Below are 13,446 nucleotides of genomic sequence, written 5' to 3'. Positions count from 1 at the left end.
CTCACTCACCGGGCTTGATCAGGTATCCCGCTCCGCGGCGTGTGTGGATCATCGGCGAGCGACCCGCGTCGATCTTCCTGCGCAGATACGAGATGTAGAGCTCGACGACATTGGCCTGACCCCCGAAGTCGTAGCTCCACACCCGGTCCAGGATCTGGGCCTTGCTCAGCACACGGCGCGGGTTACGCATCAGATAGCGCAGCAGCTCGAACTCGGTGGCGGTGAGATGGATCGACCTGCCGCCCCGCGTCACCTCGTGGCTGTCCTCGTCGAGCGTCAGGTCACCGACGGCGAGCAGCGACTCGCTGCGCACGGCCGCACTGCCCGACCGCCGGATCAGGCCCCGCAGCCGGGCCACGACCTCCTCCAGCGAGAACGGCTTGGTCACGTAGTCGTCGCCGCCGGCCGTCAGTCCGGCGATCCGGTCCTCCACGGCGTCCCGGGCGGTCAGGAAGAGGACGGGCACCTGAGGCAGTTCGCGCCGCAGCCGTCCCAGGACGGCGAGCCCGTCCATGTCCGGCAGCATGACGTCGAGGACGACCGCGTCGGGCCGGAACTCACGCACCGCCCGTACCGCCCCCGCGCCGTCGTCCGCGCTGCGCACCTCCCAGCCCTCGTACCGCAGAGCCATCGACAGCAGCTCGCTCAGCGACGCCTCGTCGTCCACGACGAGCACCCGCACGGGGCTGCCGTCCGGCCTGAGCATTTCTGTGCGCCCCTGGGGCGAGGTCGTCGTCATGTTCGCCAGCCTGTGACCTTGCCCTGAGAGGCTTCTTTTCCGAACCTGTGAATTCCCTGAGAAGGCTGAGAGGGTACGGGTACCGCGGCAACGGATGTATACGGTGCCGTGCATACGGATGCCTCAGCGGATCGCTGAGGGGATCGCTCAGGGGATCGGGAACCGAGAGTCAGGGGACGAGCGGCGTGGTCACGGCACACGAATCCTTCTGGCAGCAGCGGCTGCGGCGGACGCTCGCCACGGACAGCGCCGCGCCGGTACTCGTCCTGGTGGAAGGCGCCGCCGGTACGGGCAAGAGCCGCCTCGCCCAAGAGCTGACCACGCTCCCGGAGGCCACCGTGGCCACCTGCCTGCGGTGGGCGTGCGGCGAGGGCGGCACACCGCCGGAGCCGGCCCGGGGCCGGCCGGTTCTGCTCGTCGTGGACGACGTCCAGCGCGCGGACGCGGACGAACTCCTCGCACTTCGCCGCCTGCTGGAGCATCCGCGGCCCGGCCTGGCGGCCGTCGTCACCTACCGGCCCGAGGAACTGCCCGACCCCGGGCTGCCCCTGGGCGCGCCACCGCCCCGTTACCCGCCCGAGCTGACCGTCCTGCGCCACCGCATACGACCGTGGAGCGCGGACCAGGTCCGGCAGGCCGCGACGGGCGCGCTCGGCGAACGCTGCACGGCCGACGCGGTGACACGACTGCACGAGCGCTCGGGCGGGGTGGCCCAGGTCGTGGTCGACCTGCTGGCGGTCCTGAGCCAGAGCACCCGGAAGCGGTGCACGGCCGCCGACGTCGACGCCGTCGGCGTGCCCGTCCGGCTGTCCGACCTGATTCTCGGCCGGACGGCCGCGCTGCTCCCCGAGCACCGGCCGATCGTCTGGGCCGCCGCGGTGCTGGACGAGCCGGTGACCGGCGACGAACTGACAGCAGTGTCGGGACTGGGCCTCGAAACCGGCAGGCAGGCCTTGATCGCCGCGCTCTTCGGCGCGGCCCTGACGGAGTCCGGCGAGGGCCGCTACGGACTGCCCGCCCCGCTCGCGGCGCTCGCCGTACACGGGTCCCTGCCGGGACCGGTGCGGCAGGAGCTGCACGGGCGGGCGGCGGACGTACTGGCCCGCAGACAGCCCGTGCCCTGGACCTCGCTGGCCAGGCACCACAAGGCGGGCGGGCGGGTCCGCGGCTGGCTGCGCGCCGTGGAGCGCGCCGCGCTGGAGGCCGCGGAGGCCGGACGTCACCAGGAGGCGATCCGGCTGCTGGAACAGACATTGGCCTCCCCTTCGGTGCCACCGCAGACGCGCGCCCGGCTCGCGCCGATGCTGGCGCGCAGCGCGGTCGTCGGTCTGCGCTCGAACCAGACCGTCGAGGTGCTGAGCCAGATCGTCGAGGACCCGGCCCTGCCGGCCGCGGTGCGCGGCGAGCTCCGGCTCGATCTGGGACTGCTGCTGTGCAACCAGGTCGGCATGGGCGGTAAGGGCTGGCAGGAACTGGAGCGGGCCGCGGCCGAACTGCGGGACGCCCGGCCGGACCTGGCGGCCCGGGCGATGTCGGCGCTCGCCATGCCGTACTGGCCCGGGTGCTCGATCGATGTCCACCGGACCTGGCTGGAGGGCGCGGCCGAGGCCGCGGCCGACAGCGGGGACGAGGTCGTCCGCACGGCCGTCGCCGCCAACCGTGTGGGCCTCGCCATGAGTTGCGGCGACCCGCGGGCATGGGATCTCGTCACGACGCTGCCCACGGACAGCCCCGATCCGCGATGCCGTCAGCACGCCGCGCGCGGCCTGTGCAACGCGGCGGACTCCGCGGTGTGGCTCGGCCACCACGAGCGCGCGGAGGAACTCCTGGCGGAAGGCCTCGAACTGTCCGCGAAGAGCGGCGCCCCCTACACCGAGCACACCGCCCTGGGCGCCCGGCTGCTGCTCGAGTTCGTCACCGGGCGCTGGGCCGGTCTGGCCGAGCGGTGCGAGACGTTCGTGACGGCGACCTCCGACATGCCCGTCATCTGTGCCGACGCCCGCATGGTGCGCGGGCTGCTCGCCCTGGCACAGGGCGAGTGGGGACGCGCCTCGTCGTGGCTGTCCGGCCCCGACGCCTCGTCCCACGAACACTCGGCGGCCCCCCTGGCCGCGGCCACGTCCGGAGCGCTGATACGCCTCGCGCTGGCCCGGCAGGACCTGCCGGCGGCGGTGGCGGAGGCCGAGAACGCTTGGGCGGCCCTGGCCGCGAAGGGCGTGTGGGTGTGGGCCGCCGAGCTCGCACCCTGGGCCGTGGAGGCCACGGCGCGGGCAGGCGACCACACGACGGCCCTGGCCATGGTGGACGACTTCGCCGCGGGGCTTTCGGGAGTGCAGGCGCCCGCCGCGTCCGCCGCGCTGGCCTGGAGCCGGGCCGCGCTGGCCGAGGCCGGCGGGCGCCCGTGGGACGCCGTCCCGCTCTACCGCCAGGCCGCGGCGGCGTACGCCGCTCTGCCCCGCCCGTACGCCCAGGCCCTCACCACGGAGGGCGCGGCGCGGTGCGCGCTGGATGCGGCGACGGTGGAGGGAGAGGCCGGGGCGGGCGCAAAGGCCTGTACGGGGGCCGTTGACGAGGCCGGCGCGGCCGGCGACCTCAAGGCCCGGGCCGTCGCCGAGTTGACGGCTTGCACGCAGCAGTTCGCCGACCTCGGCGCCGTCTGGGACGCCGCCCGCGCCCGTGCCGTACTCCGCTCGCACCAGCCGGCCAGGGAGGTCAGGCCGCCCGGCAGACCCTCGTACGGGGACCAGCTCTCGCCCCGGGAGAGCGAGGTCGCCGAGCTCGCGGCGACCGGGCTGACGAACCGCGAGATCGCGACGACCCTGCATCTGTCCCCGCGGACCGTCGAGCAACACGTGGCGCGGGCCATGCGCAAACTCGGTACCCAGTCCCGGCAGGACCTGGCCGAGACTCGTGCCACGGCCGCCGATCCTCCGGCCCCGCATACCGGCGCGAATGGGGCGGATTACCGCAGCACTAGGGGTTAATCGGGTATCCGTAGCGCCCCGTACCCGTATAGGCGTATACGAAATCTCGCCGTAGGTTCCAGCCACTGGCCGACCGAACGCGGTCCGCCGCGGGGGAGCTGCTGACCACGCGTCGTCCGGCCGGTGCCTGCACGGCCGGGCCCCCAACCCGCCCGTGCGCCACGGCCGTCACACCCAACCCCTCACCTCCCTGGCGCGGCCGCAGGGCCGGCTTGTCATGACCCGAACCATCCCCACGCGGGTCAGCCTGCCGGATCGGACTTGAAAGGCAGCAACCACCTTGAACGGTTCCAGACCCTTTCGCATATCCCTTCTCGCGGTGACCACCACCGCTCTGCTGTGCGCCGGCGCCGCCACCTCCATCGCCGCGCCCCTCCCGCCCGCCGAGCCGACGGCCGTCCCGGCCAAGGCCTCCGACAAGGCGCCCGTCGAGCGCCTGATCGTCGGCTACAAGGCACAGGCCGCGGAGGCGAAGTCCAACGACGCGGCGAGCAAGGACGCCGAGGCCAAGGGCCGCAAGGCCGGCGAATCCCTCGACTTCGACCGGCGCCTCGGAACCGGCGCCGCGCTCGTCGACCTCGGCGCCGAACTCGGCAAGGCCGACACCGAGGACGTCATGGCCGCCTTCCGCGCCGACCCGGACGTCGCCTACGTCGTCCCGGACACCCGGATGTACGCCACCGCCGCGGCTCCGAACGACACCGAGTACCAGCGCCAGTGGGACCTCTTCGAGGCGACCGCCGGTATGAACGTCCCGGGTGCGTGGGACAAGGCGACCGGCGAGGGCGTGAAGGTCGCCGTCATCGACACCGGCTACGTGGCCCACTCCGACCTGGCCGCCAACGTGATCGCCGGCTACGACTTCATCTCCGACACGTTCATGGCCAACGACGGCGGCGGCCGCGACAGCAACCCCGCCGACCCGGGTGACTGGATGAACCGGGGCGAGTGCGGCACCGACGCCACCGGCCAGCCGGTCCCCTCGCGGGACACCAACAACTCGTGGCACGGCACCCACGTCGCCGGCACCATCGCGGCCACCGCCAACAACAGCAAGGGCGTCGCCGGCATCGCGTACAAGTCGACCGTGCAGCCCGTCCGTGTGCTCGGCAAGTGCGGCGGCACGACCGCCGACATCATCGACGCCATCACCTGGGCGTCCGGCGGCTCCGTCCAGGGCGTGCCCGCCAACCCGAACCCGGCCGACGTCATCAACATGAGCCTCGGCGGCGGCGGCGCCTGCGACTCCGGCACCCAGAGCGCCATCAACGGCGCCGTGGGCCGCGGCACGACCGTCGTCGTCGCCGCCGGCAACAGCAACGCCAACGCGGCGAACTTCAACCCCGCCAGCTGCAGCAACGTCATCACCGTCGCGGCCTCCGACCGCGAGGGCAACCGGGCGTCCTACTCCAACTACGGCACCGTCGTCGACATCACCGCCCCCGGCGGCGAGACCGCGGTCAGCTCGGCCAACGGCATCTGGTCCACGCTGAACACCGGAACCCGCAGCGTCGGCAGCGAGAACTACGTGGCCTACCAGGGCACCAGCATGGCCGCCCCGCACATCGCCGGCCTCGCCGCCCTGATGGTGGACTCCGACCCGGCACTGACGCCGGCGCAGATCGAGTCCGCGATCAAGAGCAACGCCCGAGCGCTGCCCGGCTCCTGCTCGGGTGGCTGCGGCGCGGGCCTCGCCGACGCCGCCGCCACGCTCGGCACCCCGGGTGGTGGCGACCCCGAGCCACCCACCGGCAACGTGTTCACCAACGCGGGCAATGTGAACATCGCCGACAACGGCACTGCGGTCACCTCCTCCCTCTCGGTGACCGGCATCAGCGGCAACGCCCCGGCCGACCTCAAGATCGCGGTCGACATCAAGCACACCTACCGCGGTGACCTCGTCGTCGAGATCGTCGCCCCGAACGGCTCCTCCGCCCAGCTGAAGGGCTCCAGCTCCAGCGACAGCGCGGACAACGTCATCACCACCTACACCGTCGACGCCTCCGGGGTCGCCGCGAACGGCACCTGGAAGCTGCGGGTGACCGACGTCTACAGCGGCGACACGGGCTACATCGACTCCTGGGGCCTGACCTTCTGACGGGTCCGCAACTCCAGGCCAAAACCAGGGCCTGCCGATGTCGAGGAGGGCATCGGCAGGCCCTTGCCGTGTCCGCCCTTCACCGGCCTTCCACGGATGTCACCGACTCCCGCCGGCCTTCACCGGCCCGGCGTCGGCCCCAGCAGCCGCGCGCCGTTGTCGTGACAGACGGCGCGCAGCCAGTCGTCCCCGAGCCCCAGATCCTCCAGCACCCGCAGCTGGTGCACATACGGGTACGGGATGTTGGGGAAGTCCGTCCCCAGCACGATCCGGTCCCCGAGGTCCGCGAGCCGCCCCCGCTCCCCCTTCGGGAACGGCGCGAACGCCTCGCTGAAATCCGTGAAGGCCATCGTCGTGTCGAGCCGGACCTCCTCGTACCGCTCCGCGAGAGCGAGGAAGTCGCCGTACTCGGGCATCCCCATGTGCGCCACCACCAGCCGCAGCCGCGGATGGCGCGCCAGCAGCCGGCCGACCGGCTCCGGCCCGGTGTGCTTGCCGGGCGCCGGACCGGAACCGCAGTGCATCACCACCGGCACCCGCGCCTCGGCGAGCAGCCCCCAGACCGGGTCCAGCAACGGATCGCAGGGGTCGTACGCGCCGACCTGCAGATGCGACTTGAAGATCCGCGCCCCGCTCTCGACCGCCTCGCGCACATAGGCCACCACCCCGTCCTCGGGGAACAGCGTCGCGGTGTGCGCGCAGTCCGGGGTCCGCGCGGCGAAGTCCGCCGCCCACCCGTTGAGCCAGGCCGCCATGCCCGCCTTGTGCGGGTAGAGCATCGACGTGAAGGCCCGTACACCGAACTCCCGCAGCAGCGCGACCCGTTCCTCTTCCTCGTGGCGATAGGTGATGGGCCATTCCAGCCCGGTCATCGGGCCGACGGCGTCGAAGTAGGCCCACACCTTCGCAAGGACGCGTTCGGGCATGAAATGCGTGTGGACGTCCACGAGCCCCGGCAGCCCGAGCCGCTGCCAGAACTCTCGTACCTCCCGTGCCTCGCCGGCCCTCGGCGCATGCCGCTCGTGCCCTGCCTGCCGCTCGTCCGCCGCGTGTTGTCCGTTCGCCGCCTCACTGCCGCTCAAAGCTGTAGCTCCGCTCGACCTTGGCGACGTGCACGCTGTAGCTCTCGTACCACTCCACGCGTCCCTGCCGCTGCGCTGCCTGGTGCTCCCTGTTCCGCTGCCACTCGGCGATCGACTCCTCGTCGCGGAAGTACCCAACGGTGATCCCGAGGCCTCCCGGTGTCCTTGCCGACTCGTACCCGATGAACCCGGGCACCTCCTTCACCAGCTCCATCATGCGGGCGGCGGTCTCCGCGTATCCGTCGACCTCGGGCTGGTGCACGGAGGTGAAGACAACGGCGTAGTAGGGCGGTTCGATACCCGCCACAGGTTCGATGCTCATGCGGCCCACCCTCCGGCCCGGGTGCGAACGACGTCCAGAGTGATCGCCGAAAGGGATCCAAGGCTTTGCCATCGGGCCACGGTCGGCACGTCGCGGCCCACACGAACGCCCCGACCGGCACGTCAGAACAGCCCGCCCTGCGAGCCCTCGTCCCGTACATCCGTCGTGGGCACGCTCACGCCCGCCACCGCGTCCGCACCGACCAGCCCCCAGCCGGTCATCAGACGCGTGTCGACCACGACGACCCCGTCCCCGGCCGTGCTCAGATGCAGATCGGGCCCGGCCGCCGCGACGAGCCGCCCCGCGACCACCCCGCCGTCGACGAGCTCACGCACCACCGCCGTCGCCGCCGGCAGCCCTTCGAGCCCGAACACGCCGACGTTGTCGACCGCCTCGAAGTCCAGCCGCTCCAGCGACTCCGCCCAGCCCGGCAGCGCGAGCGCCCGCGCGTGAAGCGCCGCCGCCTCGGCGGCCCGCTCCTGCGCGCTGTCCGGCAGGGCGGCCCGCGCCGCGCGCTTGCGGGCGTACGGGATCCGGTCCGGCACGCCCAGCGCGGCCCGCAGCAGTTCCTCGGTACGCCGCGCGGCCATCAGCGGCCCCCGGCCGAGCCAGGTGAACACCACGGCACCCTGCTCCAGCAGCCGCGCCGGCCCGCGCTCCTCCGCCGTGATCCCGACCTTCAGCATGCCGGGCCCGAACCACGCCAGATACACCCGGTACGTACGGGGGTCGTCGGGTACGGCGTCGGCGGCCACCGAGTGCGCCCTGTCCAACCGCGCGCACTCGGGACACCGCGCCTGCGTCACCCGCCCGGGAACCTTCACCCCCAGCGGACACGGGTTGCCCCGCGCCCCGGTGCACCGGCGCGGCCCCTCCACCCGGAAGCCCAGGTCCCTGCCGGCGACGAGCGGGCTGACCCGCCCGCCCTCCCACTCGAGGACCGCCACCCGCCCCCCGGCCGGCCATCTGACCCCCGCACACCGCCACATCACGCCTCCGGCCCTCCACAACGCCACAGGCCCCGGACGTATCGTCCGGGGCCTCTGGTCGCTGTGCACTCGACAGGATTCGAACCTGCAACCTTCTGATCCGCAGCTCCAGCCCGATCGGCCGGCGACGGCCGTTCCGGCCGCTACGAAGCCCCAGAGGGACGGTAGCCGACGCCCGGCCGGGGCAGGCGCCGGAGGCTCAGGGGATCACGCGTCGGGGTTCATGCCCTGGGCGGTCTTCTTCAGCCGGTCGATCTGGAGCTTCGCGAGGTCGTTGTAGTTCGGCTTCTCCACGAAGGTGCCGTCACCGTTCACCACGGCCACGACACTGCCGATCCGCATCATGACCATGGTCTCGCCGTCGGCGTCCTCGAAGGCCTCGGTCTCCTCGGCACCGGCATCGATCTCCACCGGCTTCGCCTTCTTTCCGTCCTGCTCGGCCTTGCTGCGCTCCTCGGTGACCAGGGCCTTGTACGTGGCTCTGGCGTCGTCAGGGCTCTGGAAGGCCAGGATGCCGAAGGCGACCTCACCGTCGAAGTCGGAGCTGTCGCTCCGGCCGCTGTCATCCGTGTCGAAGTCGGTGCCGCCCATGCTGATCAGCCCGCCGCAGTTGGACTCGGTCGAATCGGTGCACGCCTCGACGGCCTCGTCGCCGGCCTCGACCTCGATGTCGTCGCCCTCGAAGCCCTTGGGGGCGCTCGCCTTGCTGGGGAGGGCGGTGCGGACCATGTCCGGCGTCAGCGTGACCGGGGGGTTGTCGCCGTCCCCGCGGAAGGCGTCCAGACCGTCGTCCGAACCACCACACGCCGTCAGTACGGCCATCAGCACCACTCCGGCCGCGATCCCCCGTGCTGCCTTACTCACGTCAACCCCTCGTATCCATCGTCGATTTGACGTGGACACTCAAGCGCATGAGGGCTGACCACACCAAATGCGTGTCACAACGCCCGCCGTCGCACCCCGTGGGCCGATGCGTGCCCGTCACCGTAATCGCTCCTGGTCGCCCTCAAGGTCCACGCGAAGGTGGCACGCGCATCCTTGCGGCACTCGCAGATCGCCATGACCGTGGAGGTCTACGCCGAAGCGAGCGAGGAAGCTGTACGGGCCGCGATCGGCAAGCTGTCCGACGCCATGGGCGGCACCGGCTGACACGGTTGCTGTACTTCGCGACTGTACGGCCCAACGCGAGAGGCCCCCGGATTATCTCCGGGGGCCTCTGGCCTGTGTGCACTCGGCAGGATTCGAACCTGCAACCTTCTGATCCGTAGTCAGATGCTCTATCCGTTAAGCTACGAGTGCCTTGCTTCTCGGGCTTTTCTGCCCGGTCGGCGTTGCGGGAACAACATTACATGACCGGCGCCGTCACGCGAAATCCATTAGCCGCACCAGCTCTGACCTGGGCAAACGCCCGAAACAGGCCTCTGCGGCGCCCCGCTGGAACGACCGAAGCCCCGGCCGTGTGGCCGGGGCTTCGGTGATCAACTGCGGAGGCGGAGGGATTTGAACCCTCGATGGGCTTTAAGACCCAAACCGCATTAGCAGTGCGGCGCCATAGACCGGACTAGGCGACGCCTCCAGCACACCCGCGCGGGCGCGAGTGGTGCGTGCAGATGATGACACAGCCCAGTGGCCTGTCACCAATCGCCGTCCACGGTACTAGCCCTTTGGCCTGTAGAGCAAAGCGTTCCGGGTTGCGCAACGCCGTGGCGTGAGCAGCGTTAGACATGCCGGGGCCCGTCGCGGCCCCCGGCCGGACCCATGACTCTTCAGGAGCCCCCATGCTGCGCCGCCTCGTTCTCACCGCAACCGCGTCCGTCGCCGCGCTGGCCGCGGCCGTCCCCGCCACGGGGGCGGCCGCCTCGCCGCTGCCGTTGCCCCTGCCTCTGATGGAGCAGCCCGAACCGCCGGTGGTGACGGAGCAGCAGCCCGACCGCCTGTCGGTGACCGTCTCCCAGACCGGGAACACGCGGACGGACGGCAGATACGAGCTGAAGTGCGGACCGGCCGGCGGGACGCACCCGTCGGCCGAGTCGGCCTGCCGCCGCCTCGAGGAGCTCGCGAAGCAGGAGCGGGACCCGTTCGCTCCGGTGCCGCAGGACCAGATGTGCACCCAGCAGTTCGGCGGGCCGGCCACGGCGCGGGTCACCGGCACATGGCGGGGCCGGCAGATCGACGCCACCTTCGACCGGTCGAACGGGTGTGAGATCTCGCGGTGGCAGACACTCGAGCCGGTGCTGCCGAACACCAGGTCATAGGCCGACGGCGTACGCCTTGTGCACACAACCTTGGTGAGAGCTCCCCCTCATCCGCCGCCGGAGCCCCATCCGCTGCCCTTAGACTCCCTCAGTGACAGGCCGTGGCCCGAGAGGCAAGATGGGGCCGGCCGTCCGCAATACGCAGTAGGTCAGGGAGGAACCGTCGTCGTGAGCAGCAGGCCATCCCGAGGCGCTGCTCGCCTCGCAGCCATACTCGACGCCCTCCCGGACGGGCTCGTCCTCGTCAATGCCAACGGCACGGTCGTCAACGCCAACACCATCGCCCTCGAATTGTTCGAGGCGCCGGGCACCGCGCTCGTCGGGCGGGGGCTGCTCGACCTGTTGCCCGAATTCGACTCCCGGCTGATCCCCGGTTCCATGCGCCGCCCCGACGCCGCCGACGAGCGCGGCCGCACCAAGCCGGCCCGCATGATCGCCCGGCGTACGGACGGCAGCGAGTTCCCGGTCGAGGTGACCAGCGCGAGCCTCGAGGACGGGCGCGAGGCCTACGACTCGTACAACGCGTACACCGGCGACGAGCTGCTGATGCTCGTCGTCCGGGATCTGTCGGGGACCGTGGACACCGAGGCGGAGCTGGCGCGTTCGCAGCGGCAGACCGAGATGATCCTGCGGGCCGCGTCGGAAGGCGTCGTGGGCACGGACACCGACGGGCGGGTCGTGCTCGTGAACCCGGCCGCCGCACAAATCCTCGGCTTCCGCGCCAGCGACCTGGGCAGCCAGGAACTGCACCCGCTGATCCTGCACTCGCGCGCCGACGGCGAGCCCTTCCCCTACGCCGAGTCGCCGCTCGCCGACACCCTCAAGTCGGGGCGCAAGCACCGGGTGCGGGGCCAGGTGCTCTGGACGAAGAGCGGTGACAAGGTCGCCGTCGACCTGACCACGGCACCGGTGCGCGACGGGGACCAGTTGGTCGGAGCGGTGATGACGTTCACCGACCGGCGTCCCTACGAGGAGCAGGCACAGAAGCACGCCGCGGAGCTGGCGGGGACCACGGAGCGGCTCACCGCGGAGCTCGCCGACGCGACGGAGCGGTACGAGGCGGAGCTTGCCGACAAGGCCGAGCGCTACGCCTCCGAGCTGGAGGCTGGCACCGAGCGGTACGAGGATCTGGCCGCCCGGCACGCCCAGCTGACCGCGGTGCTCGGGGAGTCGCTGCGCGGCCCGCTGGAGGAGCTGCGCACCGAACTGGGCACGCTGGCCGCGGACCCGGCCGGGCAACTGTGGCCCGAGGCGAACCAGATCTTGCACCATCTCGCCGCCGGTTATGCCCGGATGACCACACTTGTCGATAATGTTCTCGGCTATCAGCGGCTCGACACGGGCGTGGAGCAGCTGACGAAGTCCAATGTCCTCCTCGACGCGGTCGTGGCGGCCGGAGTCGACGGCGCCGTCGAACTGATCGGCCCCGGGCGCGCGCAGTTCGCGGTGCACGCGCCGCCGATAGAGGCCGAGGTGGACGGGGCACGGCTCGCGACGGCGCTCGCCCACCTGGTCGCGGACGTGGCAGGCGTCGACTCCACCGGCAAGGCCCGGCTGGTGCCCGGCGGCGGATATGTGGACTCGACGGTCGTGGTCGCGGCGGCGCAGCGCGGCGACGTCGTGAGGATCGAGGTCCGCGGGCCGTTCGCCGGGGGAGACCCGGTGCACGAGCCGATCGTGCGCGGGATCGTACGGGCGCACGGCGGTGTGCTGCAGACGCACGAGGTGCCGGGGATGAGCGGCAGCGCGTACGTGCTCGAGGTGCCACTGGGCGAGGGCGCCGGAACGGTCCCGCCCGCTCCGGTCGCCGATCAGACCGCCGCGCTGCCCGCGCAGCAGTCGTCCGACCCCGTCCCCCCTGCCGGCCCCGCCCCCGCGACCTCCGGGGGCGGCGGGCGACGGCGGGCCCGTCGCTCGTCCACGGACGCCTTCCTGGAGAGCCCCGTGGCCATGGAGGACCCCGTGGCCGCACAGCCGACCGGGCGACGCCGGGCGACGCACCCGGACGCCGAACTCATCCCCGCGCAGGACACGGGCGAGGGCACGGGCAGCAGTGGCGGGACCGGTCGGCGACGCGGTCGTCCCAGCCCCGCGGAGAACGCCGCGGCCGCCCTCCGGCCCGCGGAGGGCGCCGTGGTGACCGCCGCCGAGGGTGCGGGCGGACGCGCGGCGCGCGGGGAGACCGTGCCGCCCCAGGGAGTACCGGTCGACGCCCAGGGCCTCCAGCCCTCGGGGCGGCGCGCGCGGCGGGCCGTCGAGAGCAGCCGGCTCGAACTCTCCGCCGCGCCGGCCGACCCGCCGCAGGCACCGCAGGCCGGGACTCAGCAGCCGGCCCAGCCGGCCGGCCGGCGCGCAAGGCGTGCGCTGGCTGCCGCACCGGCCGAGGCCGAGAGCGGACCGCGCACCGCGTTCGCGCTGCCGCCGGCCGAGGCCGACCGGGTGCCCGCCGCGCCGGCCACGGCGGACGACTCCACGGCGGAGCGGCACGACGCCGTGACCACGGCACCGGGCACGCAGCACCACACCCCGCCGCAGCAGCACCCCGCGCCGACGGGACGCAGGCGTGCGCGCACCGGCGAACAGCCGATGCCGCAGCAGTCGGTGCCGCAGCAGTCGGTGCCGCAGCAGTCGACCGGCGCCGGTCAGGTCCTGACGGGTCCGTCGGCTCCCGTCCCGGCGGGTCCGGAAGACCCCGCAGGTCCGACGGCGACCGGTAGGGCCGACTGGGTGCAGGACGGCACCTCGGGCGACGGCCAGGGCGCTGTGGGCGCGACCGGCGGGGGCACCACCGCGCCGGGGCGGTCCCAGGACACCGGTTCCGTATCGATGCCTCTGCCGCCTGCGGCACCGGCCCAGGGCCAGGCGCAAGCGCGACCGCAGGAGGTCTCGCGCGCACTGCGGGCGCCGAGTTGACGCTGAAGACGGGCGGCGCCCCGATGCCGCCCGCCGTGGAGGCGGCCGCGTACCGGATCGTGCA

At 72.5% G+C, this 13,446-nt stretch carries 8 protein-coding genes, 2 tRNA genes and 2 pseudogenes; 5 read left to right on the top strand and 7 right to left on the bottom strand.

The window, feature by feature from the left end:
• Position 1: 1 nt before the first annotated feature.
• Positions 2–739 carry a response regulator transcription factor gene (locus ABZ070_RS10945; RefSeq protein ID WP_356632212.1) on the bottom strand — a complete coding sequence of 246 codons (738 nt, stop codon included), beginning with the start codon at positions 737–739 and terminating at the stop codon, positions 2–4.
• Between the two features lie 185 nt (positions 740–924).
• On the opposite strand from ABZ070_RS10945, the gene ABZ070_RS10940 reads away from it, so the two are divergent.
• Positions 925–3,723: a LuxR family transcriptional regulator gene (locus tag ABZ070_RS10940; protein WP_356632210.1), complete on the top strand. Its 2,799-nt coding sequence runs from the start codon at positions 925–927 to the stop codon at positions 3,721–3,723.
• Between the two features lie 319 nt (positions 3,724–4,042).
• Complete coding sequence (locus tag ABZ070_RS10935) at positions 4,043–5,821, top strand: S8 family serine peptidase (protein ID WP_356632208.1); 1,779 nt, start codon at positions 4,043–4,045, stop codon at positions 5,819–5,821.
• Between the two features lie 119 nt (positions 5,822–5,940).
• Here ABZ070_RS10935 and ABZ070_RS10930 read toward each other — a convergent pair whose 3' ends face one another.
• The 4 genes from ABZ070_RS10930 to ABZ070_RS10915 form a co-directional block, all read right to left on the bottom strand.
• Positions 5,941–6,780: an amidohydrolase family protein gene (locus ABZ070_RS10930; protein WP_356632268.1), complete on the bottom strand. Its 840-nt coding sequence runs from the start codon at positions 6,778–6,780 to the stop codon at positions 5,941–5,943.
• Between the two features lie 109 nt (positions 6,781–6,889).
• Entirely contained in the window at positions 6,890–7,225 is a 336-nt protein-coding gene (locus ABZ070_RS10925) for an antibiotic biosynthesis monooxygenase (RefSeq protein ID WP_356632206.1), read from the bottom strand.
• Between the two features lie 122 nt (positions 7,226–7,347).
• On the bottom strand, positions 7,348–8,214 hold the full coding sequence (locus tag ABZ070_RS10920) for a DUF2797 domain-containing protein (protein ID WP_356632204.1): 867 nt from the start codon (positions 8,212–8,214) through the stop codon (positions 7,348–7,350).
• Positions 8,215–8,421: 207 nt separating this feature from the next.
• Entirely contained in the window at positions 8,422–9,078 is a 657-nt protein-coding gene (locus tag ABZ070_RS10915) for a hypothetical protein (protein ID WP_356632202.1), read from the bottom strand.
• A gap of 126 nt (positions 9,079–9,204) precedes the next feature.
• Here ABZ070_RS10915 and ABZ070_RS10910 point away from each other — a divergent pair.
• Positions 9,205–9,363: pseudogene (locus ABZ070_RS10910) on the top strand (site-specific integrase); the annotation flags it as partial.
• Positions 9,364–9,440: 77 nt separating this feature from the next.
• On the opposite strand, the gene ABZ070_RS10905 reads toward ABZ070_RS10910, so the two are convergent.
• Both ABZ070_RS10905 and ABZ070_RS10900 read right to left on the bottom strand, forming a co-directional pair.
• Positions 9,441–9,513 (bottom strand) — tRNA-Arg (locus ABZ070_RS10905).
• A 186-nt stretch (positions 9,514–9,699) separates the two neighbouring features.
• Positions 9,700–9,790: transfer RNA gene (locus ABZ070_RS10900), tRNA-Ser, on the bottom strand.
• A 202-nt stretch (positions 9,791–9,992) separates the two neighbouring features.
• Between ABZ070_RS10900 and ABZ070_RS10895 the strand changes: the two genes are divergently transcribed.
• Both ABZ070_RS10895 and ABZ070_RS10890 read left to right on the top strand, forming a co-directional pair.
• Positions 9,993–10,469, top strand: coding sequence for an SSI family serine proteinase inhibitor (locus ABZ070_RS10895; RefSeq protein ID WP_356632200.1), 477 nt, complete (start codon positions 9,993–9,995; stop codon positions 10,467–10,469).
• 168 nt (positions 10,470–10,637) lie between these two features.
• Positions 10,638–13,049, top strand: a pseudogene (locus ABZ070_RS10890) (PAS domain-containing protein); the annotation flags it as partial.
• Between the last annotated feature and the right edge of the window lie 397 nt (positions 13,050–13,446).

Source organism: Streptomyces sp. NPDC006283, from assembly GCF_040613325.1.
Classification (GTDB): Bacteria; Actinomycetota; Actinomycetes; order Streptomycetales; family Streptomycetaceae; genus Streptomyces.
The sequence above is the reverse complement of the archived record's forward strand: the minus strand, read 5'-3'. Positions and strand labels throughout refer to the sequence as shown.

Excerpts from the sequence above, each read along its gene's own strand:
- ABZ070_RS10920 (WP_356632204.1), bottom strand. The coding sequence starts at position 8,214 with ATGTGGCGGTGTGCGGGGGTCAGATGGCCGGCCGGGGGGCGGGTGGCG.
- ABZ070_RS10895 (WP_356632200.1), top strand. The coding sequence starts at position 9,993 with ATGCTGCGCCGCCTCGTTCTCACCGCAACCGCGTCCGTCGCCGCGCTG.
- ABZ070_RS10925 (WP_356632206.1), bottom strand. The coding sequence starts at position 7,225 with ATGAGCATCGAACCTGTGGCGGGTATCGAACCGCCCTACTACGCCGTT.
- ABZ070_RS10945 (WP_356632212.1), bottom strand. The coding sequence starts at position 739 with ATGACGACGACCTCGCCCCAGGGGCGCACAGAAATGCTCAGGCCGGAC.